The organism is Virgibacillus salexigens, from assembly GCF_014905415.1.
Taxonomy (GTDB): Bacteria; Bacillota; Bacilli; order Bacillales; family Amphibacillaceae; genus Virgibacillus; species Virgibacillus salexigens.
The window spans coordinates 235,419-257,569 of the sequence record NZ_BNEO01000001.1 but is presented as its reverse complement, the minus strand read 5'-3'; the positions used below and the strand labels follow the sequence as shown (position 1 = coordinate 257,569).

At 35.9% G+C, this 22,151-nt stretch carries 30 protein-coding genes and 1 riboswitch; of the genes, 29 read left to right on the top strand and 1 reads right to left on the bottom strand.

All coding sequences use genetic code 11. From position 1 onward, the window contains the following. The first annotated feature begins 19 nt into the window (after positions 1–19). The 10 genes from JKP73_RS01335 to nagB all read left to right on the top strand — a co-directional run bounded on the left by JKP73_RS01335 (position 20) and on the right by nagB (position 6,777). Positions 20–595 (top strand): TasA family protein, encoded by a 576-nt coding sequence (locus tag JKP73_RS01335; RefSeq protein ID WP_021289129.1) that lies wholly within the window; start codon positions 20–22, stop codon positions 593–595. A gap of 90 nt (positions 596–685) precedes the next feature. Further along, on the top strand, positions 686–1,252 hold the full coding sequence (locus JKP73_RS01330; protein ID WP_021289128.1) for a TasA family protein: 567 nt from the start codon (positions 686–688) through the stop codon (positions 1,250–1,252). Positions 1,253–1,381: 129 nt separating this feature from the next. After that, the gene (gene tapA / locus JKP73_RS01325) at positions 1,382–2,170 is read left to right on the top strand and encodes an amyloid fiber anchoring/assembly protein TapA (RefSeq protein WP_200410813.1); all 789 of its coding nucleotides are present in this window, start codon (positions 1,382–1,384) and stop codon (positions 2,168–2,170) included. After that, positions 2,170–2,748 carry a signal peptidase I SipW gene (gene sipW, locus JKP73_RS01320; RefSeq protein WP_021289125.1) on the top strand — a complete coding sequence of 193 codons (579 nt, stop codon included), beginning with the start codon at positions 2,170–2,172 and terminating at the stop codon, positions 2,746–2,748. The genes tapA and sipW overlap by 1 nt, the downstream gene beginning before the upstream one ends. Before the next feature lie 24 nt (positions 2,749–2,772). Beyond that, the gene (locus tag JKP73_RS01315) at positions 2,773–3,426 is read left to right on the top strand and encodes an LPxTATN C-terminal sorting signal domain (protein ID WP_041203035.1); all 654 of its coding nucleotides are present in this window, start codon (positions 2,773–2,775) and stop codon (positions 3,424–3,426) included. A 125-nt stretch (positions 3,427–3,551) separates the two neighbouring features. Next, positions 3,552–3,636: riboswitch (cyclic di-GMP riboswitch) on the top strand. A 26-nt stretch (positions 3,637–3,662) separates the two neighbouring features. Further along, the gene (locus JKP73_RS01310) at positions 3,663–3,785 is read left to right on the top strand and encodes an anti-repressor SinI family protein (RefSeq protein WP_148530708.1); all 123 of its coding nucleotides are present in this window, start codon (positions 3,663–3,665) and stop codon (positions 3,783–3,785) included. A gap of 73 nt (positions 3,786–3,858) precedes the next feature. Further along, complete coding sequence (locus tag JKP73_RS01305; RefSeq protein ID WP_021289122.1) at positions 3,859–4,185, top strand: helix-turn-helix domain-containing protein; 327 nt, start codon at positions 3,859–3,861, stop codon at positions 4,183–4,185. A gap of 309 nt (positions 4,186–4,494) precedes the next feature. Beyond that, positions 4,495–4,656, top strand: a complete 162-nt coding sequence (locus tag JKP73_RS01300) for a hypothetical protein (protein ID WP_021289121.1) — start codon at positions 4,495–4,497, stop codon at positions 4,654–4,656. 212 nt (positions 4,657–4,868) lie between these two features. Beyond that, a complete protein-coding gene (nagA, locus tag JKP73_RS01295; protein ID WP_200410812.1) occupies positions 4,869–6,071 on the top strand; it encodes an N-acetylglucosamine-6-phosphate deacetylase in 1,203 nt (400 codons plus the stop codon). Further along, the gene (gene nagB / locus JKP73_RS01290; protein WP_021289119.1) at positions 6,052–6,777 is read left to right on the top strand and encodes a glucosamine-6-phosphate deaminase; all 726 of its coding nucleotides are present in this window, start codon (positions 6,052–6,054) and stop codon (positions 6,775–6,777) included. The genes nagA and nagB overlap by 20 nt, the downstream gene beginning before the upstream one ends. Before the next feature lie 308 nt (positions 6,778–7,085). Here the strand turns inward: nagB and JKP73_RS01285 are convergent, their stop codons facing one another. Continuing rightward, complete coding sequence (locus JKP73_RS01285) at positions 7,086–7,724, bottom strand: YigZ family protein (protein WP_188943146.1); 639 nt, start codon at positions 7,722–7,724, stop codon at positions 7,086–7,088. A gap of 160 nt (positions 7,725–7,884) precedes the next feature. On the opposite strand from JKP73_RS01285, the gene JKP73_RS01280 reads away from it, so the two are divergent. The 19 genes from JKP73_RS01280 to JKP73_RS23350 all read left to right on the top strand — a co-directional run bounded on the left by JKP73_RS01280 (position 7,885) and on the right by JKP73_RS23350 (position 22,068). Beyond that, positions 7,885–9,024, top strand: coding sequence for a sensor histidine kinase (locus JKP73_RS01280; protein WP_021289117.1), 1,140 nt, complete (start codon positions 7,885–7,887; stop codon positions 9,022–9,024). Positions 9,025–9,155: 131 nt separating this feature from the next. Beyond that, positions 9,156–9,848, top strand: a complete 693-nt coding sequence (locus tag JKP73_RS01275) for a response regulator (RefSeq protein WP_021289116.1) — start codon at positions 9,156–9,158, stop codon at positions 9,846–9,848. 214 nt (positions 9,849–10,062) lie between these two features. After that, positions 10,063–10,905: a DegV family protein gene (locus JKP73_RS01270; protein WP_200410811.1), complete on the top strand. Its 843-nt coding sequence runs from the start codon at positions 10,063–10,065 to the stop codon at positions 10,903–10,905. An 82-nt stretch (positions 10,906–10,987) separates the two neighbouring features. Continuing rightward, positions 10,988–12,370 carry an ATP-dependent helicase ComFA gene (locus JKP73_RS01265; protein ID WP_021289114.1) on the top strand — a complete coding sequence of 461 codons (1,383 nt, stop codon included), beginning with the start codon at positions 10,988–10,990 and terminating at the stop codon, positions 12,368–12,370. Continuing rightward, a complete protein-coding gene (locus JKP73_RS01260; protein ID WP_038242956.1) occupies positions 12,371–13,042 on the top strand; it encodes a ComF family protein in 672 nt (223 codons plus the stop codon). It abuts the gene before it with no gap. A gap of 37 nt (positions 13,043–13,079) precedes the next feature. Beyond that, positions 13,080–13,484 carry a TIGR03826 family flagellar region protein gene (locus JKP73_RS01255; protein WP_021289112.1) on the top strand — a complete coding sequence of 135 codons (405 nt, stop codon included), beginning with the start codon at positions 13,080–13,082 and terminating at the stop codon, positions 13,482–13,484. A gap of 89 nt (positions 13,485–13,573) precedes the next feature. Further along, positions 13,574–13,840: a flagellar biosynthesis anti-sigma factor FlgM gene (gene flgM / locus JKP73_RS01250; RefSeq protein WP_021289111.1), complete on the top strand. Its 267-nt coding sequence runs from the start codon at positions 13,574–13,576 to the stop codon at positions 13,838–13,840. A 26-nt stretch (positions 13,841–13,866) separates the two neighbouring features. Continuing rightward, complete coding sequence (locus tag JKP73_RS01245) at positions 13,867–14,358, top strand: flagellar protein FlgN (RefSeq protein ID WP_234447034.1); 492 nt, start codon at positions 13,867–13,869, stop codon at positions 14,356–14,358. Between the two features lie 28 nt (positions 14,359–14,386). Continuing rightward, positions 14,387–15,913, top strand: a complete 1,527-nt coding sequence (gene flgK / locus JKP73_RS01240; protein WP_200410810.1) for a flagellar hook-associated protein FlgK — start codon at positions 14,387–14,389, stop codon at positions 15,911–15,913. Positions 15,914–15,922: 9 nt separating this feature from the next. Beyond that, positions 15,923–16,789, top strand: a complete 867-nt coding sequence (flgL, locus tag JKP73_RS01235) for a flagellar hook-associated protein FlgL (RefSeq protein ID WP_021289108.1) — start codon at positions 15,923–15,925, stop codon at positions 16,787–16,789. Positions 16,790–16,856: 67 nt separating this feature from the next. Continuing rightward, positions 16,857–17,420, top strand: a complete 564-nt coding sequence (locus tag JKP73_RS01230; protein ID WP_021289107.1) for a DUF6470 family protein — start codon at positions 16,857–16,859, stop codon at positions 17,418–17,420. A 15-nt stretch (positions 17,421–17,435) separates the two neighbouring features. Further along, a complete protein-coding gene (gene fliW / locus JKP73_RS01225; RefSeq protein WP_021289106.1) occupies positions 17,436–17,894 on the top strand; it encodes a flagellar assembly protein FliW in 459 nt (152 codons plus the stop codon). Further along, entirely contained in the window at positions 17,888–18,106 is a 219-nt protein-coding gene (gene csrA, locus JKP73_RS01220) for a carbon storage regulator CsrA (RefSeq protein WP_021289105.1), read from the top strand. Before fliW ends, csrA begins: the two co-directional genes overlap by 7 nt. Positions 18,107–18,172: 66 nt before the next feature. Beyond that, complete coding sequence (gene flaG / locus JKP73_RS01215; RefSeq protein ID WP_021289104.1) at positions 18,173–18,505, top strand: flagellar protein FlaG; 333 nt, start codon at positions 18,173–18,175, stop codon at positions 18,503–18,505. A gap of 20 nt (positions 18,506–18,525) precedes the next feature. Further along, positions 18,526–19,980, top strand: a complete 1,455-nt coding sequence (locus JKP73_RS01210; RefSeq protein ID WP_021289103.1) for a flagellar hook-associated protein 2 — start codon at positions 18,526–18,528, stop codon at positions 19,978–19,980. Between the two features lie 24 nt (positions 19,981–20,004). Continuing rightward, the gene (gene fliS / locus JKP73_RS01205; protein WP_038242958.1) at positions 20,005–20,406 is read left to right on the top strand and encodes a flagellar export chaperone FliS; all 402 of its coding nucleotides are present in this window, start codon (positions 20,005–20,007) and stop codon (positions 20,404–20,406) included. Further along, positions 20,406–20,759 (top strand): flagellar protein FliT, encoded by a 354-nt coding sequence (locus tag JKP73_RS01200; protein ID WP_021289101.1) that lies wholly within the window; start codon positions 20,406–20,408, stop codon positions 20,757–20,759. Before fliS ends, JKP73_RS01200 begins: the two co-directional genes overlap by 1 nt. Positions 20,760–21,100: 341 nt before the next feature. Next, complete coding sequence (gene hpf / locus JKP73_RS01195) at positions 21,101–21,658, top strand: ribosome hibernation-promoting factor, HPF/YfiA family (RefSeq protein ID WP_021289100.1); 558 nt, start codon at positions 21,101–21,103, stop codon at positions 21,656–21,658. Between the two features lie 278 nt (positions 21,659–21,936). Beyond that, positions 21,937–22,068, top strand: a complete 132-nt coding sequence (locus JKP73_RS23350) for a hypothetical protein (RefSeq protein ID WP_267903247.1) — start codon at positions 21,937–21,939, stop codon at positions 22,066–22,068. Positions 22,069–22,151 lie beyond the last annotated feature (83 nt).

The window sequence follows — 22,151 nt, the reverse complement described above, 5'->3', positions numbered from 1 at the left end:
ATGATAGAGGAGGAAAAAAATGAATTTTAAAAAGAAACTGGGAATGGGTATTGCTACTGCTGTGTTAGGAATTGGATTAATTGGTGGAGGTACGTTTGCATATTTCAGTGATCAAGAAGTGGTTGATAATACATTTGCTGCAGGAACCCTAGATTTAGGGGTTGATCCGACCATTGCATTTGATATTGAAAATTTAAAACCAGGCGACTATATGACTCGTTCTTTTCATATGGCAAATGAAGGGACATTAAATATTGGGAAAGTACTAATGAACACCTCAGCATCTGGAACAGACGAATTTAAAGATCATTTACGAGTGGATTTTCTAACAAGTGATGGAAAACCAATTAATGATTTAAGTGGAAAAACTATTGCTGAATTAGAAACAATGGATCAACTCGATATTACACCAGGTTTTTGGATATGGTGGCCATTTGTAAGGGAAGGGGAAGGAATTCCAACGGGAACCGATGATACCATTCGTATTAAAATAACCTTTGTTGATAATGGAGAGGATCAGAACTTCTTACAAGGAGCGGGATTAGATGTTCAATTTCATCTAGAAGCAGAACAGACGGATGGAGAACGGCGTTAAAGTAGTTGTAGAGGAAGAGAAGCTATGCTTCATACTTCCTCTACATACTTCTTCCACACAACAGCATTAATTAGAAAGTGAGGCAATGGCATGTCATTAAAACAAAAAATGGCAATGAGCATGGCAACAGCATTACTTGGAGTGAGTTTAATTAGTGGAGGAACTTATTCGTATTTCAATGATCAGGAAGAGACAATGAATACGTTCGCAACAGGATTATTGGAATTAGGAATCAATAAGCAATCGATTATTCAAATGAAAGATATTGTACCCGGTGACACGATGGAAAGTGACTTTACCTTAACCAATGATGGAACGATTGACATGAGAGAAATACAATTTCTTACCGACTATAAAGTTATTGATAAAAGTGAGAATAACAATGGGGATAATCTTGCTGATTATATACATGTCGAACTACTACATCATGTGAAAGGGAAAGAAAAGGTTGTTTTTCAAAAGAAATTATCTGATTTGAAGAAGAAGCCCTTTCCTATATTAGATGCATTTCCAACCGGGGGGAATCAAGAGAAGTTCTCGATTCGTTGTACATTTGTGGATAATGAAGGAAATCAGAATCATTTCCAAAGGGATTCTATAGAATTGACATGGATATTCGAGGCAAAACAGCGAGAGGGAAAGTCAAATGTCCAATAAAACCAGATTAATAGCGGAGGGAAAGTTCTGTTCCCTCCGATGTGTCATATATTTAAACGTAAAACAATTATGTTATCCGTTTAAATATATGACACAAAAATGGCAAAGAAAAAAGGTGGGAAGGGCGTCATGAGAAGAAGTAGATTAAATAAATATAAGAAAAAATTTTTTGGCTGGTATCTCATCCTTAAGATTGTTCTCTTATGTTATTTTATTATTTTTCTAGGAAGCTACATGACTTCAAGCACAACGGCCCATTTTAATGATAGGGAGAAAATGAGCGGAATTATAGAATTAGACAATTGGGAAAAAACACCAGAACCACAAAATAACGTTTTGCTGACATTTATCAATTCCCATACGCAAAAAAACAAATCATGTGACTCGACCATGTTAAAGACAAAAATAAGGAATGATGGCCAGGGAGATATGTTGAAATCGGCAACGTATAACGTATTTTATGCTGAACAAGGGATTCCCAGAAAACATGGTGAAAGAGTGAATCTTGAGAAAGACAAAGGCAGTGTTACGGCCTTAAAGCGTACAGAGGTAACTGAGCTAACTGTAACTGTAAGTCGTCCAGGGATTTACCAATTTTCAGTTATACAAGCGGATGGTCAAACAACGTGGAGTGAGAAAATAATCGTGCAGTGCCAGAAAAAAAGCGATCAGCACGGGGAGTCACAAGAAAGAAAAAAGGAAATCGACAAAGATAAATCTAGTACGGAGAACCCAATTGAAGAAAAAGGAAATGAAAAAGAACAGGACTCAAAATCAAACCCCTCAACTGAACAACAGCCAACCTCTCCAGAGAAACAAGCTGAAACATCAAATGATACGAAAATTCAAAACCAAGGAAAACAACCCAGTGAGGCAGCAGATTTAAAAGAAAAAGAGGCAAATAAGGAGGAAGATTAATGAGAAGTAAAACATGGTTTAAATGGTCTAATCATATCATAACAGCCATATTATTTATCATGTTGATAACTGTTGCAGGTATCGTAACCGTTACTAAAATAACAGGCGGTGAACCAGAACTATTTGGCTATCAGTTGAAAACCGTGCTATCTGGATCCATGGAGCCGGGGATCCAAACAGGCTCTATTATTGCTATTAAAATGGTAGAAGATGGTTCTAATTTCCAAGACAAAGATATTATTACATTTATGGAGGAAGATAATAAATTAGTGACCCACCGCATAACAGAGGTAACGGTAACAAAAAACGGTGTCGTTTATAGAACCAAAGGAGATAATAATAACGCAGTGGATACAAGTCCAGTTTTGGCAGAGAATGTCGTAGGGATTTACCATGGATTTACAATTCCTTATCTTGGTTATTTTATCGATTTTGCACAATCGCCGAATGGGAGTATTTTATTATTAATTCTTCCAGGAGTGTTGTTGTTAGTTTATTCAGGATTTTCGATTTGGAGAGCATTGGCCCAACTGGAAGATACCAAAAAATCGGATAATGCCGAAGTTAAGCAGCAGTAGGCATGAATAGGCGAGGTAGATAAGATGAGGTATAAAGTTCTTTTGTTGTTAATACTCACTTTTGTTCTTACATGGTTTGGAATACATCGACAGTTCATCGCTTATGCTGATGATTCGTTATCGATGGAAATTACCCCAAATAAGATCCTATTTGATATTGAAAATATGAAACCAGGGGATTGGGCTCCTCGTACTGTTGAAGTGACTAATAATGGTGCTAACTCATTTGATTATTCGGTTGTGCTTAAAAATAAAGGCTCTGAGAAACTTTTTAATCAATTAGACATTCATGTGAATAGTGGAAATAAAGTATTTTATGAAGGGAAATTACATGAATTTAAACAATTAACATTTCAAGATTTGTCCCCTTCGGATCAACAAGAGGTAACATTTACGGTACGCTTTCCTGAACACCTTGGAAATAACTATCAAGCATTGAATACTACATTTTCACTTGTATTTATAGCAGAAGGGGAAGGGAATAGCACGGATGAACAACATATCGTAGGCAAAGTTAATAGTGATAATAATGGGAATAATGACGGAGGAACGCTTCCAAATACAGCGACAAATATATTTCTTTATGTAACACTTGGCTTTATATTCATTGCTATCGGCGGGTTTTTATATCTTATAATAAGGATGATGAAAAGAATGAATGTATCATCAAAGCTATAGTTGTACAAAAACTCGACAAGTAGTCTCAATTTTTAAATTCAACGTTACAAAACTAGTTGAATTATGACAAAACAAGCTAGAGATTACATACACTTAATATAGTATGATAGTCATAAAGAAAGGTGGACAGAAAAAGGCAAACGTGCTGAAAGGTACGGGCGCAAAGTCACAGATCTAAAACATACATGTTATGATGGCTGGACTTCCTGGATATTAATTGGGGGATGATAACGTTGATGAAGCAAGTATCGTTAGATTCAGAGTGGGTAGAATTAATAAAACAGGCCAAAAGTATGGGGATACCTATAACAGATATCCAATTATTTTTACGTCATACGCGTAAAGGAAAGAATACCTGACCTTGAACGAGAAATGGTTATAGTATATCTCACCTGATTTATGGTATAATCCGACTTGAAAGAGGGTGAGAACTTGATCGGTGAAAAAATAAAAAAATTACGGAAAAACCAGAATATGTCTATTTCAGAATTAGCTGAAAAGGCTGGAGTTGCTAAATCTTATTTAAGCTCAATTGAACGCAGTATACAAATTAATCCATCGATCCAGTTTATCGAAAAGATTAGCAAAGTCCTAGGCGTCTCCGTAAATGAGTTAATAAAAGAAAATTCTAAAAAGCATCATGAGGAATTGGACGATGAGTGGCTTGAAATTGTTCAAGAGGCAATGGAGTCTGGAGTGTCAAAGGAACAGTTCAAAGAATATCTGGAATTTAACAAATGGAGAATAAATAAAAATTGATTGCCACGGCTAAATGCTTGTGGCTTTTTTATGATTTGAAAAAGAACTATTAAAGACTTTAGGCGCTCTCCGTTACCATTTTCTTCGGTTCTTGCATAGGATAGAGGAGAGGGAGAAAGAACTTCGGTGGTTTTTGTTTAAATTTAAAAATCGACATATGGGTCAGAAAAAAGGCATCATTTACGTATGTTTTATTAAAATATCGTTAAATTTTCAAAAATACGACATCGTTCGACAGATCATTGTCTTGTTTTATGTTATAGTGCTATTTATCTATAATTTAATGAAAAGGTAAAGGGCGGGAATATAATGGGCGAGCAAGAGAAGTATAAGAACTTGCTAAGAAAAGTAATTCAAGAAACAGAAAATCATAAAATACAAACTTCCGAAGAAATGGTGAAAGCGTTAGTTCATGAACTTGGCAATAACCAATTAACGAAGCTTCCGCAACAGCAGTCATTCGCGGATTAATAAAAGCAGTGTTTTCTTTCTACATAGAAAACACTGCTTTTTATATCCATAAATTATGGTAAAATAGACCTTGTTAAAAAAAGCTTTACGTAAAAGCATTGTTATGGAAGTGAATGATGGAGAAAATAAAGTCAGTGTATTTCACGTTTATTAGACATTCCCTGTTGGTTGTGCTACTTTAATGAAAGTGAAGGAAAGGTTGGTTGTTATAAATGGTGCAGACTATCCCTATTTTTATTAAAAACATATCGATTTATGCAGAAAATGAAATGGTGAAATCAGGTTCCATTTTACTAATGGATGGAAAAATAGAGGCTATTTATTATTCAGATAATCAGCCAAATAGTTTACCAGATCATGTGCAGATTATAGATGGGAACAAATTAAATGCGATTCCAGGATTCATTGATGGTCATATTCATGGTGCGAATGGTGCAGACGTAATGGATGCTACAGAGGAAGCGTTAGATACAATGGCTTCTGTACTGCCTAAAGAAGGTACGACGAGCTTTTTAGCAACAACGATTACGCAGTCACCGGAAAATATAGATCAAGCGTTACGAAATGTTGCCCAATATTCGAGTAAAGCTGGTCAGGCAGAAATAATTGGTGTGCACTTAGAAGGACCATTTATAGAAAAGAAAAAGGCTGGGGCACAGCCAATGGAATATATTGTTGAACCGAATGAAGATGTCTTTGAAAGATGGCAAGCTATATCTGGAAACTGCATTAAAACAATTACAATGGCACCAGAGCTGGATCCGGAAGGAGTATTTATAAAAAGACTAGCAGATGCTGGGATAAATGTTTCAGCGGGACATACAAATGCAGGTTTTGACACAATAAAAAAGGCCGTTGAGTATGGCGTCAGTCAACTTACTCATTTGTGTAATGCAATGAATGGAATACATCATCGGGATATTGGGGCAGTAGGTGCTGCGTTTAAACTCGAAGACTTACGTGCAGAATTAATAGCAGATGGAATTCATGTTACGGATGAAATGCTGCAAATGATTTATCAAAATATGGGCAGTGAAAGACTTATTTTAATCACAGATGCGATGCGGGCAAAGTGCTTGCCTCCAGGTGGATATGAATTAGGTGGACAACCTGTTAATGTTACTTCTGATCGAGCATTATTAGCAAACGGAACTTTAGCTGGAAGTATCCTGAAGATGTATGAAGGTGCCCAACAAATGCTTCATTTTAGTGATGTTACTATTGACAATATTATTGAAATGACGGCGAAGAACCCAGCTAAGCAAATTCATATGCACGAATCAAAAGGTAGTATAGCAATCGGAAAGGATGCAGATATTTTATTAGTTGATGATAACTTATCAATAAAGTATACCATTTGCCGAGGAGTAGTCGCTTATAAGGAGGATACAAAGGATGGAATTATTAAAAGTTAGCAATTATGATGAAATGAGTGAACGGGCATGTTCATTTATCATTGAAAAAATAAATCATACATCATTACCGGTGTTAGGATTAGCCACTGGATCAACGCCGGAAGGTTTATACCAACATTTAATAAGATCTTATCAAAATGATGAAGCTTCATTTAACCATGTACATACATTTAACCTAGATGAATATGTTGGACTGCCCAAAGCTGATAAAAATAGCTATGATTACTATATGAATGAAAAATTATTTAAACACATAGGTATTCCGCGTGAACAAACACACCTGCCAAACGGGAATGCTCCTGATCTCAAGCAAGAAGCTTCAGATTACGAGTCGCTTATCCAACAAACGGGAAATGTAGATATACAAATTCTTGGACTTGGTTTAAACGGTCATATTGGATTCAATGAACCAGGAACTCCATTTTCAAGTAGAACCCATGTTGTTGATTTAGATGATTCTACTCGTGAAGCCAATGCACGCTTCTTCTCATCCATTAATGAAGTTCCTGAGCAGGCAATCACGATGGGGATTGAAACAATCATGGAAAGCAACGAAATTATTTTATTAGTCTCCGGAGAAAGTAAAGCAGCAGCACTTGCAAGGTTGATGGACGGTGAAGTATCGGAAGATTTCCCTGCCTCTATCCTTAATAGGCATCCAAATGTACGAATAATAGCGGATGTAGCTGCGTGTTCATCTTTATAATTTTTTACAACCGAAAAGCAAGTCAAAGGTAGTTTAGATAAAGAATAATCCGAACGATTTATCTGCATATACGAGTATATTTGGCAGGTAGTTCGGATTGTTCGTTTTTTAATTCCTAACGAATAGCGTTGTCGTAAATTATAGCAAGTGAAAAAGGCTTGGCTCCAGTGGGAACCCTTTGGTTGTGATCATCCACACGGATGAGTGGTTATACTTACCCGATACCGAGTCAGTTGAGACCGTGCTCGGGAAAAGCACGGTCTATTTCAGATTTAGAGCTATTCGTTTAGGTTATATCTCAACATCTTTTACGTCGCTCTGTCTATTTCAATATACGTTGTATCTGTGTTTTGAATAGTTGCTTGATCACTTGTAAGTTCAATGATCATTTCTTTAAACGTATGTTCTTCCCCAATAGTTACATAGACAATAAATTCAACTTTATCACTATAATTGATTGTTTCAACGATATGCTCGGACTGACGTAAAGCATGTTCTAGTTTTCCAGATAAAGTATAATCAACAGTTATTGAAAAACCCTGCATGCGTTGTCGTTGGATAACACCTGTTGTTTTGATTGCTTGTGTAGTGGTATTTCCATAAGCCCGAATTAATCCACCTGCACCAAGTTTAATCCCGCCAAAGTAACGTGTTACGACTACGACAGTATCTTTTAATTGCTGTTTCTTCAGCACCTCTAAAATAGGAACACCTGCAGTACCACTTGGCTCGCCATCGTCGTTCGCTTTTTGAATTTGGTCATGCTCACCGATTAAATAGGCAGAACAGTTATGAGTTGCATCGTGATGCTTTTTTTTAATCCCCTGAATAAATGCTTGAGCTTCTTGTTCTGTTTCTGCTCGTTTAACATAGCCTATAAATCGCGATTTCTGGATAATGATTTCATCATTCCCTTGTTTTTTTACAGTGAAGTAGTTATCTAACAACTTGCATTCTCTCCCTTTTATCAAGCATGATAGAATTAGAACTAAAAAGTTAATATAATTGAGTAAAAAGGTTCATTATAATTAATCCGTAAGTATGCTAAAAGACCCTATAAAAAATATGAATAGTTGCGTATAATTATAACATAGGTTGGTGGAAGAAATGGCGCAGAGAATTAGTGATAGAGCATTAGATTTTATCATTAACGAAATGATAGAAGTAGTAGAAAACAGTAAAGACGAGATTTTTAATATAAGTGAAGAAGCTAGACAAGAGCACGAGCACCTCATCAAAGAATTAAAAGAGACAAAGGTCAAAGTAGCGCAACATATTGATGATGGAGACCAGCTAGAGCAAAAAGTCAGATTTTCCAGGCAACGATTAGCCGAAGTTAGTAAATATTTTGATCGCTATTCTGAAAATGAGATCCGAGAAGTTTATGAGATGACTCATGCCATGCAAACAAAATTAGCGGTTCTGCGTCAAGAAGAAAGTGTACTGCGTGAAAAACGAGATGATTTAGAGCGACGATTAATTTCTTTAAGTCAAACGATTGAGAGAGCAGAAGGATTAGCTGGAAAAATTTCCGTTGTACTAAATTATTTACATGATGATTTCCGCCAAGTGAATGAAATGATTGAAGAAGCAAAAGAAAAGCAAGAATTTGGTTTGAAAATTATCGAAGCCCAAGAAGAAGAGCGTAGAAAAATATCTAGGGAAATTCACGATGGACCAGCACAGATGCTTGCTAATATATTATTACGGTCTGAAATAGTAGAACGTACTTTCCGGAAACGAGAAGTGGATCAAGCATTAAGTGAAATAAAGAGTGTACGAAAAATGATTCGCTCTTCATTGTATGAAGTTCGGAGGATTATTTATGATCTCAGACCAATGGCCTTAGACGATCTAGGATTAATCCCAACGATAAAAAAATATGTCGCGACCATTTCTGATTATCATGATCTCAAGATTGAATTTAACTCAATGGGTGAAGAAATGCGTTTAAACCAAAAATATGAAATCGCATTTTTTCGGCTAGTTCAAGAAGCTTTACAAAATGCTGTAAAACATGCAGAAGCTTCATTAATTCAAGTTAAACTTGAAATAGGTAAGAATAATTTAACCATGGTGATTAAGGACAATGGCAAAGGATTCGATCCTGGGATGAAACGTGATAAATCTTTTGGTTTAATTGGTATGCGTGAACGTGTAGAGATGCTAGAAGGGACAATGGAGATTAATTCTAGTATTGGAAAAGGTACAACTATATTAATTAAGGTTCCCTATGTGCCTTCTTAAAGGTATAATAGGTAAAATAAAAGTACTAACTACCTTATAAGATTTTATAAAATATAGATAAAGAACTGTTCTATCATAGTAAACTACTAGGGTAAATAAATAGAATATATGATGTAGGAGGAACATGTAGAATGAATACAGAAAGAAAAATAAGTATTGTTTTAATTGACGACCATAAGCTTTTTCGTGAAGGTGTTAAAAGAATATTAGACTTCGAACCTAGCTTTGAAGTTGTAGCTGAGGGGGACGATGGAACAGTAGCTGCTAAGTTAGTTAAAGAAAATAACCCAGACGTTGTTTTAATGGATATAAACATGCCAAATATGAACGGCGTTCAAGCTACATCTGATCTTGTTCGTTACTTTCCTAATACAAATGTAATCATTCTCTCCATCCATGATGATGAAAGCTATGTAACCCACGCTTTAAAAACAGGTGCACAAGGATATCTATTAAAAGAGATGGATTCAGATGCATTAATTGATGCAATTAAGGTAGTGAGTGATGGAGGTTCTTACCTACATCCTAAAGTAACACATAACTTAGTAATGGAATATCGTCGATTAGCTAAAGAGAATTCATCGAATATTTCAGAGAATGGGATTGAATACCGTAAACCATTACATCTATTAACAAAAAGAGAATGTCAAGTGTTGCAATTATTAGCAGATGGAAAGAGTAACCGTGCTGTAGCAGAAACACTTTATATTAGTGAAAAAACGGTGAAAAACCATGTTAGCAACATCTTACAAAAAATGAATGTTAATGATCGTACACAGGCTGTTGTTTCAGCTATACGTAAAGGATGGGTGGAAGTAGTCTAACAACTATTTCTTTTGATTGTTATGGTTCTCGTTCTTGTTCCTTATAAATATGATAGATACTATACTCTAAGATTTCATATCTTAGAGTATTTTTTATGATATGCATCATCTTATTAATGCATTTTTTTTCGTGTTCATGTAAAATAAACATGTCTATGTACTTATAAAAGTGAAAGCTTTATCTTTAATGCTTAAGAAAGAGGAGAAGGTTTACATGAAAGTTGCTGTAATGACTGACAGCACAGCATATATAACCAAAGAAATTCGTGATCAATACGAAATTCATATGGTACCACTGAGTGTCCAATTTGAAGAGGAATCATATCAAGAGGAAATCGATATAACAACAACCGAATTTTACCGAAAATTAAAAGAATCAAAAGACCTGCCGAAAACATCTCAACCTTCCATTGGATATATTACAAAAAAATTAGAAGCATTAGCTAAGGATTATGATGCTGTCATCTCGATTCATCTATCGAGTGGCATTAGTGGTACCTTTCAGGCTGTTGCTAGTGCTGGTACGATGGTAGATGGAATTGATGTTTATACGTATGATTCAGAAATAAGCTGTATGGCACAAGGGTTTTATGTGCTAGAAGCGGTTGAAATGATTCAAAAGGGGAAAGAACCTGAAGAAATTTTTCAACGGCTCGATCAAATGAAAGAATCGTTGTGTGCTTATTTCATGGTAGATGATTTAAGTAACTTACAACGAGGTGGACGGCTAAATGGTGCCCAAGCTATTGTTGGAAGTCTATTACAGGTAAAACCTATATTACATTTTGTTAATAAGGTAATTGTCCCCTATGAAAAGATTCGTACAAAGAAAAAAGCTATTAATCGCATTCTTGGCTTACTTGAAGAGGACGCTGCGAAAGGAAATAATTTAAAGGTAGTTTTTATTCATGCAAATAGAAAAGATGCAGCTATTGAATTACAATCTTCCTTCCTAGAGAAATATTCGGAAATGGATACTTCTATCAGTTATTTTGGTCCGGTTATAGGTACGCATTTAGGTGAAGGAGCCCTAGGAATTGCATGGTATAGAAAATAATGAAAGCAACGTACTGCTGGGAAATCCGGCAGTACATATTAAAAGGAGTTGATGCCACCTGGAAAAAGATCGTATTTCTTCTATGGAACATGTAAAGTTGTATTGTTCTGGAAAACTATTATTACGAAATGAAATCCCTCTTCAAGAATCTCAATTTCAAACATACCTTTCTCAAAATCTCATTCTTCCTGTTCCATCTATTGTTATAAAAAACATGTTTATTCGAATATGTCAGCGATGTGGAAATCAGCGAAAGTCGCTTTTTGCTAAAACAGTCTATTACGACAACTATACGGTCGATTATTATTGTCGTAAATGTATTGAAATGGGAAAAGTTACTGAAAGTAAACCTCTCTATCGCTGGAATGGAAAACAACCAATTTGGAAAAAACATAAAGCAGCATGTACATGGGAAGGAAAGCTTACCTCTGCTCAAACTGTGGCAGCAAACGAAGTAGTCCAAGCTGTTCAAAACCAAAAACAACTTCTCATCTGGGCAGTTTGTGGAGCAGGAAAGACAGAGATGCTTTTTCATGGAATCGAAGAGGCACTCCGTCTAGGGAAAAGAATATGTATAGCTACTCCTAGAGCAGATGTTGTTCGTGAATTAGTTCCCCGTATGCAAACAGCCTTTTCTTCTATTGATATACAAGGACTCTATGGCGAGAGTAAAGATAAAACTGGAACTAGTCAAATTATTATTTCAACTACGCATCAATTAATACGTTTTGACCAAGCTTTTGATGTCATGATTATTGACGAATTGGATGCGTTCCCATTCCATGCCGATCCGTCTCTTCCTTATGTTGCCAAACGTGCTACCAAGCTGAAAAGTACAACTATTTATTTAACTGCAACCCCTCGACGTAAACAACAATTTGAACTAACGGCAAAGCGCTTACCTCATATTTTCGTAGCCAAACGATTCCACGGATACCCACTACCAGTTCCTTCATTAAAAATGTGTTTTCCTTTACGAAAAGATCTTAGTAAAAACAATTTACCCCGAGCTTTTTCACAATGGTTACAGAAAAGAGAAAGAAAAGGACGACAACTGCTTATCTTCCTTCCTACGATTGAGTTAACAGAGAGATTAGTACCTAAGATAACCGGTTTGTGTAAGTGTTATCGTATGATTTCTAGTCATGAACAAATCGCCGCAGTTCATGCATCGGATCAAGATCGCGCGAGCAAGGTTAATCACTTTCGGAATGGAAAAGTCAAGGTTCTACTGACAACGACAATACTAGAGCGAGGTGTAACATTTCCTTCTGTAGATGTAGTAGTCATCGATGCAGGACATCATGTTTTTGATAAGGCAGCACTTGTACAAATTGCTGGAAGAGCAGGTAGAAGTGCATCTGATCCAACAGGAGAAGTAGTTTTTTTTCACGATGGAAAGACCAAGGCAATGAATGCAGCGATTCAATTAATAAAAACAATGAACAAACGAGGGGGCTTTTAAATGCAGTGCCTTTGGTGTGGACAATTTATTATACAAGAACTGTCATGGGGTAGTCTGATTCTTCCCAAACGTAAATCACTGTGTGAAGAATGTAATCTGCGTTTAATCCAATTGGAAGATAAGCGCTGTGTAAAATGTAGTAAAAATTGTAAAGCAGCGCTTTGTACAGACTGTTCCAATTGGAAAGCTCATCAAAATACACTGCAATTTAATTATTCTATATTTACGTATAATGAGATGATGCAGAAGATGGTTAGTCGATGGAAGTATCGTGGGGATGCTTATTTAGGGAATGCGTTTAGAGGAGATATGGTGTATTCTTTCAAAAAGCGATTCAACTTTATAAAAAAACATGCAGTGATCGTTCCTATTCCTATTAGTAGGGATAGGTTAAGCGAACGAGGATTCAACCAAGCAGAAATGCTTGCTGGTTTTCTGCCAATGAAGATCATGCCAGCTTTAGAGAGAAAAGATAGTGAAAAACAATCAAAGAAAACACGAAAGCAACGAATAAATACAACCAATCCGTTTTCCTTGAAAATAGCTATTAACAAACCCGTTATTCTTGTCGATGATATATATACAACGGGGAGTACGTTAAGGCATGCATCAAACAAATTAACAGAATATGGTTGTCCGGAAGTTTATGCATTTACACTTATCCGAGGATAAAATAGTGTGTTAAACTTTAAAGAAATGAGGGAAATTCATGTCTGAATTAGCAAATTGCACAAGATGTGACCGCTTATTTGTCAAGGGAATTCGAAACGTTTGCTTCAACTGTTATAAGGAAGAAGAAGCTAGTTTTCAAACTGTTTCTTCGTTTTTACGTAAACAACAGAACAGGCAAGCAACCTTAGAAGAAATCGTTGATGAAACTGGTGTAGAAGAACAACTGATCATTAAATTCATAAAAGAAGGACGACTTCATCCAGCATCGTTTCCCAATTTAACATATCCTTGTACGCATTGTAAGAAACCAATTTCTTCTGGGAATGTATGCAAGCAATGTTCGGAAGCGTTAAGGAGGGACTTGGAATCATTTGAGGAACAGGAAAAACGAACAAATCAAAGCATGGAAAAGAGAAAGACATATTATATGTTTGATTCATAAATCGTTTAACAATTTCTTAAGATTGGTCGATATAAATATAGAATCAAAAGCACGGGAATATAAACGAGCTATTAACGAGGTGAATGCGAATGAAAATTAATGGACCAAATCAAACAAATTTTAATCCGTATAAACAGCATTTACAAAAACAAATAGAATCCAAGCAAGCAATGCGACAAGATCAGCTGGAAATTTCTAAGCAAGCGAAGCAGCTACAGGAAGAAGAGAAATCCAATCCTATAAGAGAAGCTCATGTCGCGAAAATAAAAGAAGCAGTGGAAAGTGGAGAGTATAGGATCAATTACGAGAAAACGGCTGAAAAAATGATGGATTATTGGTCTGGAAAAGAATCGTAATAGTAAGTCAGTAAGGGGGGATTTACTTGTCTATAGAAAAGATTAAAGCGTTATTGCTTACATTAGTCACTCTACATCAAGAACTAATTGCTATTTCTAATCAAAAGACAGAGGCAGTTAAATCAGGGAATTTAGAAAAGTTACAGCAAGTTTTAGTTAATGAGCGAAAACAAATACGAAAAATAGAAAAAGCAGAAGAGGGCCGTCAGCTTGTTGTAGCAGACTGGTTCGAATCCCAACGTCTTAATATAGAGCCAACCATCACAAGATTAGTTGAAGCGATTAATTGTGATGAAACGAGAAAAGAGTTAACAGCAGCGACGAACCAATTGACAGAAGCTATTACAACATTAAAACAACAAGAACAGTTAAATATGGCACTAATTAATCAGTCGATGCAATTTATTCAGCTTTCTATGGATCTTCTAAACCCATCTTTAAGTCAAATGAATTATGGGAGATCAGAAACAGAGTCTACGGGTTCCATTAAAAGATCCGTCTTTGATTCAAAAGCGTAAATATTCTAGGTAAATCAGGAGGTAAGACATGAGTACCTTTCACGGATTAGAAATGGCAAAACAAGCATTATTTGCACAACAGTCAGCACTTTATACAACTGGTCATAATATTTCCAATGCGAATACGGAGGGATATACAAGGCAACGGGTTAATTTTGAAACAATGAATCCATACCCTTCTGCTTCAAGAAATCGTCCACAAATTCCTGGTCAGATGGGTACAGGAGTAGAAGCTGGGTCGGTACAACGAATACGAAATCAATTTTTAGATTATCAATATCGAGCGGAAAATAGTAAAGCGGGTTATTGGTCAACAAAATCGAATGCATTAAGCCGAATGGAGAGTATCATGAATGAACCGTCGGAGAGTGGGCTTTCTTATACAATGGACCAATTCTGGAATTCATTGCAAGATTTAGCAGTTAACCCGGATGATGCTGGTGCAAGGACAGTGGTTGCTAATCGTGGTCAGATGGTTGCTGAAACGTTTAATTACCTATCCGATTCCTTATCGTCGATTCGTTCAGATTTAAAGGAACAGATTGATGTAAGTGTTAAAGACGCGAATTCTGTATTGCGCCAAATTAATAATATCAATAATCAGATTAAGGAATTAGAGCTTCACGGCTATTTGCCGAATGATTTATATGATGAAAGAGATCGTTTAATCGATCAACTTTCCGGCATGATGAACATTAAGGTGAGTTACTCGAAAAGCGGGGAAAGTTCACCCGAAATTGCAACTGGTTTGGCGACGATAGAAGTTATTGATGATAAAGGAAATTCATTTACTCCACCTGTTACATTACTTGATGGAAATAATGGTGAAGGCAAAGTAAATGAATTATCTGTAAGTTACGGTGAAGAGCCGTATTCAGCTGTTGAAGGTGTCAGTGTGAATGGGCAGCCTATTAATATACTTCATTCTAATGGTTCACTAAAGGGATTAATTGATTCCTATGGTCATGATTTCAAAGCAACTGGAGAGATCCAAGGAACGTATACAGAAATGTTAGAAGATCTTGATACAATGGCAAATGCTTTTATTGAAGCGTTTAACCAAGTACATCAAAGTGGACAAGGATTAGATGGTACAACAGGTATTTCATTTTTTGAATATAAGGAAGGAAAAGCTGGAGCAGCAGGAATTGTGGTGAACCAAGACATACTAGATCACCCTGATTTAATAGCAGCAAGTACGAATGATACAGATGGTCAAGGCGATAATGCACTTCATTTAGCGGATGTATTTGATGATAAGCAGTTAACGGGCTCTCCTTTGGGAGAGAATACGTCGATTAATAGTTTTTATCAGTCTCTCATTGGTGAGATGGGGGTAGAGGCGCAAGAGGCTAATCGTATGACTAAAAATACAGCCACTTTAACTTCACAGGTACAAGAACAACGAATGGCTGTTAGTAGTGTTTCATTAGATGAGGAAATGTCGAATATGATTAAGTTTCAACATGCTTACAATGCTGCTGCCAGAAGTATGACAGCAATGGATGAAATGCTGGATAAAATCATTAATAGTATGGGGCTTGTAGGAAGGTAGGGAGAATGGATGCGGATAACCCAGAGTATGCTATCAAATAACATGTTACGTAATTTGTCAAATAGCTATGCGAAGTTAGATACATATATGAATCAGGTTAGTACAGGTAAGAAAATTAACCGTCCTTCCGATGATCCTGTTATAGCAATGAAGGGGATAAATTATCGGAGCCAAGTAAGTGAAGTAGATCAATATTTGCGTAATACGAATGAAGTACACAATTGGATGGATAATTCTGATGCAGCATTGGACAAAGCTACTCAGACAATGCAAAAACTACGTGAACTAGCGGTACAGGCAAGTAATGGGACATATGATGAGGAAGAAAGAGAAAATATAAAAAAAGAAGCAGAGCAACTAAAGGAACATTTAATCGATATAGCCAATACACAAGTAAATGGGAAATATATCTTTAATGGTACTAATACAACAGAGCCTCCATACGCAGATGGGAATTTTACTGCGAATTTAGATAAAGTATCTATTGAAGTGGCAGCAGGTACAAAACTGCAGGCAAATGTTAATGGGGAAGATGTATTCGGTAATGACCTTTTTGCAAATATTGATACATTTATTAATCAGTTAGGCGAAGGGGATCAAGCCGGAATCGAGAGCAGTATTGAGACACTTGATGGCGGAATTAATCAAATTATTAATGCTCGAGCAGATTTAGGAGCGAGAATGAATAGGTTAGAATTAGTTGAAAATCGGCTCAGTGAGCAAAAAATAATAGCTACTAGCACAATGGCAGAAAATGAAAATGTTGATTATGAGGAAGCCATTACAAATTTAATTACACAAGAGAGCCTACATCGGGCAGCTTTATCAGCAGGTTCAAGAATTATTCAACCTTCTCTTGTTGATTTCTTACAATAAATCAAATTGGAGACCCCTGCCCCTAATAAGGGGTGGGGGTTTTAACTCGGAAAAGGTGGTATTGGTTATGAATATACCTCAATTACGGATGCATTCACAAATGGCTCAAATACAAATAAGCCAAGAATCTGGGGAACAAACTATTCGCCAACCCAAAGCAGATGTTACGATTCAACAACCCAAACCGGAGGTTTCTATTACCACTACCCCTGCAAAATTAAGCATTGATCAGTCCAAAGCGTTTGCTGATATGAATTTAATGCATATATTCCAGCGCAATAAAGCATTTGCTCAAGAAGGACAAACCAGTGTGCTGGAAGGGATAAGCAGGCGTGTAAGGCAAGGTAATGAGCTTATGAAATTAGAAAATGAAGGGTCACCGATAGTGAACCAAGCTGTTCAAAATGCTCACCCAAAAATGAAAACACTAGGTATTACCTTTATCCCTTCTCTCTTTTCAGTGAAACTGAATTCGCAGCCAGCAGAAGTAAATATAGAAGTAGAAACAAAACAACCAATTATAAATGCAACACCTAATAAAGTTGAACACCGATATGAAAGAGGTAATGTCGCGATTGAAATGAAGCAATACCAGGATTTAACCATCGAGGTTATTCAACTAGAATCATAAAAGGAGGAAGACACCATGTTAGTCGACACAAAATATTTCGGTCAGACAGAAATCGACCCGGCACATGTAATCGTATTTCAGAATGGCATACCTGGATTTAATCAAGATAACCAATTTATTTTACTAGATTTTCCTGACCATTCATTATTTCAAATTCTACAATCAATTGATACAAGGGATACTGCGTTTTTTGTGATAAATCCGTATAGTCTTTTTCATCATTACGAATTTAGGTTAGACGATAGTAGTATTGAGACATTGCAACTATCCAATGAAGAGGATATTGTCGTACTCTCCATTGTTACACTAAAGCGTCCTTTTGCTACAAGTACTGTCAACTTAAAAGCACCAATTATTATTAATTCAAAGAGGAATCTCGGCAAGCAGTATATTATAAATGCAGTAGAATATCCGAGCAGAGCTCCGATTACAACGAATGATCCTTCCAAAGTGAAAGGGGAATCATCATGTTAGTACTATCAAGAAAGGAAAATGAGGCTATTCAAATCGGAGATAAAATTGAAGTGAAAGTGTTAGCCATAGAAGGAGACCAAATAAAAATTGGAATTCATGCACCTAAATCAATTGATATCTATCGAAAAGAAATTTATTTAGATATTAAAGACGCAAACAATCAAGCTGTGAATATCTCTAGCGATTTAGTAGATCTGTTAAAAGAAGAGTAATGAAAGAGCTTCATATTCCAGTGCGACAGGCCGATATAAAGAGAAAACAGAGGGTTGTGAAGGGATATGGGGATACAGTTAAATGGACTTCATGTGGGTACACATATACAACTGGGAGGCGGAAAGGACAAACCTGTAGGGGGGACGGAACAACCTCAAAATGATTTATCTGTAAATGAAGAAGAAATAAAAACAGCCGTAGATGAACTAAATAACTTCATTGAACCACTTCGTACTGATTTACGGTTTGAATATCATGAAAAACTGAATGAATACTATGTTACTGTTATTAACCCATTAACAGAAGAAATACTCAAGGAAATTCCACCTAGGAAAATGCTTGATGTATATGCCGGAATGGCAGAATTTATGGGGTTACTAATTGATAATAAAACTTAAAAACGAAGGGGTGAATCACTATGCGTATTGGTGGTTTAGCAACAGGGATGGATATTGATAACTTAGTAAATAAACTAATGAGTGCGGAACGTATACCATTAGATAAAATGGAGCAAGAACGAACAACGCTGGAATGGAAACGTGATGCTTTTCGTGAGGTCAACACAAAATTATCTGAGTTAGAAGCACTCATGTTTGATATGAAATTGAGCCCTACATATAATGCGAAAACAGTTAGTTCTTCTCATGAGGATGCAGTAACAGCTACTGCTTCAACAAGTACTGCTAACGGTACGTATCAAATCAATGTTAAAGAATTAGCAACGAATGCGATTAATGTAAGTGCGGAAGAAATTGATGCCTCTGCTATATCAGCTGGACAGGAAATCACGTTCTCTACCGTTGACGAAAACGGTGAAGCAAATGAATATACGTACACCGTAGAAGAAGGAGAAACACTGACGGAAGTACTAAAACGCGTATCTGCTGATGATAATAATGTCCGGATGTTTTATGATGAACAGACAAATAAAGTGATAATGGAAACGTCAAGAACTGGAAATTACAATGAGCGTGGAGCTGAAATTCAATTCACAGCTAATTCGTTTTTCAGCTCAGTTCTTAAGATGAATATGGATAATGAAAAAGGCGGCACAAATGCAAAGTTTGAATACAATAACAGTGGTTTGGAGATGGAATCTAAAACAAATGCATATTCATTAAATGGAATTAATTTTGAATTTAAAAATACAACAAATGATTCCAATGCAACATTAACGGTTATCAACGATGTAGAAGGCTCATTCCAGTCAATTATGAAGTTCGTTGATAAATATAATGAAGTGGTTGAGGCGTTAAATTCTTCCCAAAAAGAAGAAAAGTATCGTGATTATCCACCGTTAACAGAAGAACAAAAGAAAGAGATGTCAGATAAAGAAATTGAACTCTGGGAAGAAAAGGCAAAAAGTGGATTATTACGTGGAGAATCGACTATTTCAAGTGGATTATTTGATCTAAGGCAGAGCTGGTATTCCAATGTAGATACTGGAGGAGAGTATAATTCGATCACGCAAGTAGGAATGAAGACATCTAGTAATTACTTAGATGGCGGCAAATTAATTGTAGATGAACAAGAACTAAAAAAAGCATTAAGGGAAAATCCAGCAGATGTTCAAAAGCTATTCTCAAATAATGAAGAGGGAGCTTCACGTGGAATTATCCACCGTCTCGATGATGCATTATCAACCACTATTGGCCGAATTGGTGAAAAAGCAGGAAGTACAGGACAAACATTAGAGAATTATTCATTAGGAAAAAGAATGAAAGATTTAAATACACGTATTTCTGATTTTGAAAACCGATTAGTACAAGTCGAGTCGCGTTATTGGAACCAGTTTACTGCTATGGAAAAAGCCATTTCGAGAATGAACCAACAATCTGCGCAATTGATGTCTCAGTTTGGCAGTGGGATGTAATTTGACGATGAGGGAGGGAATGGAATGTCACCAAATAAGCAACATCAGGCGTATCAAGACAATGCAGTTAATACCGCCTCAGGTGCAGAACTTACTTTAATGCTTTATAACGGTTGCATGAAGTTTGTTAAACAAGCAATAAAAGATGTGGAAGCAAATCATTTTGAAGAAAAAAATACAAATATTCAAAAGGCACAGAACATCATACAGGAATTAATTATAACCTTAGATCCAAAGATCGAAATATCTAATCAATTCTTACCGCTTTATGATTATATGTTGTTCCGATTAAAGGAAGCAAATATTAATAATAATGTGGAATACCTACAAGAAGTATTAGAATTGATTACTGATTTTAGAGATACTTGGAAGCAAGTCATTTTGGAAATTAGAAAGAAACAATATGCACAGGGTGCTCATGTCTGATGAATCGGTTAACTACTTTATATCAAATCACATTAGAATTAAAAGAAGTCTTAGATAACAGTTCAGAGTACAAACAAAGAGAGTCCCTTATTTCGAGGGTCAATACATTAATTGAGCAGCGTGGCAAAGAAATGGAACAGATAGTCCCCCCTTTTTCTGATGAAGAAAACCGGATGGGAAAAGCAATAGTAGCATTACATCAGCCAATTGAAACATTAATGCATCAACTATTTAACGAGTTGAAGTCAGAAATGCGTCAAGTAAAAAAACAGAAAAAATCGAACCGACAATATAAAAACCCTTATGCACAAATGCAATCCATTGATGGAATGTTCTTGGATCGAAAAAAATAAATATACGTTAACTTATCATGTTAAACGAGTGGCTTGGATAGTTCTTCAAAAAAGCCCTCGTTTCTCTCTTCTAAGAAACGAGTGGGAATAGCTCTTCAATACGTGTAAATATATTGCATCTGCTTTATCAATGTTTAAATCATTTCTATACAGGATAGAAGTAACTATGGGATTGTAAATTTGATTAAGAAATTGTAAACCGTCTAACCCTATAGGAGGCAAGGAATTGACGGTTTTTCAATCAATTATATTTACAATTTCATGTGTTTAGAAAGGAATTTCATTGGGAAACGTTGTATAATATATATAGAAGCTTATAAGCTTAAAAGGAGGACACTTTCATGAAATTTAACATTCGTGGTGAAAACCTTGAGGTCACAGGATCTATTCGGGATTATGTAGAAAAGAAGATAAGTAAACTAGAAAGATACTTTGATACACCACCTGCATCCGAAGTACATGTTAATTTAAGTGTCTATAATGATGAACAGAGAATCGAAGTAACCATTCCAATGACCAATTTGTTACTACGTGGTGAAGTACAACACGTAGATCTATACGCAGCGATTGATCTAGTCGTAGACAAATTGGAAAGACAGATTAGAAAACATAAAACGAAAGTGAACCGTAAATTCAAACAAAATGGTGCTGCTAAGCATGTATTTGCTGAATTAGAAAAGGAAGCAGCTAATGTAGCTCTAGAAGAAGAAACAGATGATATTGAAATTGTTCGAACAAAAAGGTTTGATTTAAAGCCAATGGATTCTGAAGAAGCTGTGTTGCAAATGGACATGTTAGGTCATGCATTTTATGTATTTGAAAATGCAGCAAACGGAGATACAAATGTTGTGTATCGTCGTAATGATGGAAAATATGGTTTGATTGAACCAAATGCATAATCATTGAAGTGAGAGGCAGTCCAATTGGGCTGCCTCTTTTAGTTGAGAATAGTAGGTATAAAATGAAGGAGTTGTCGAAATTTGTTGATTAAAACACTAAATTTCAAAAACAGGAATGACGAATCTATGTTTTTTGATAGAATGCTTCATTATCAAATATAAATACGTTCTAATTTCTCGAGAATTTTGTCGAATACACACCTAAAATTTAAAAATAGACATTAGCCCCATTTTCATATTCATGTTATAACTTAGCTAGTACTACAGGAGGTGAAACATTGATCGGTGAAGAAAAACTAAGTCACTTGAGTAAAAAAGTAGAGCAGCATGAAATAACACTTGTAAAGCTTGTGGAAATGATATCTACATTAAATCGTAGGTTTTTGGAAACAAGTGTAAAAGAAAAGTAAATGGACATGTAAATTCTCCGCTTTAAAAAGCAACATTCCTTTCCAATGTATCCTCTCCTATCCTCACCCAAAAGAGTGGTTCA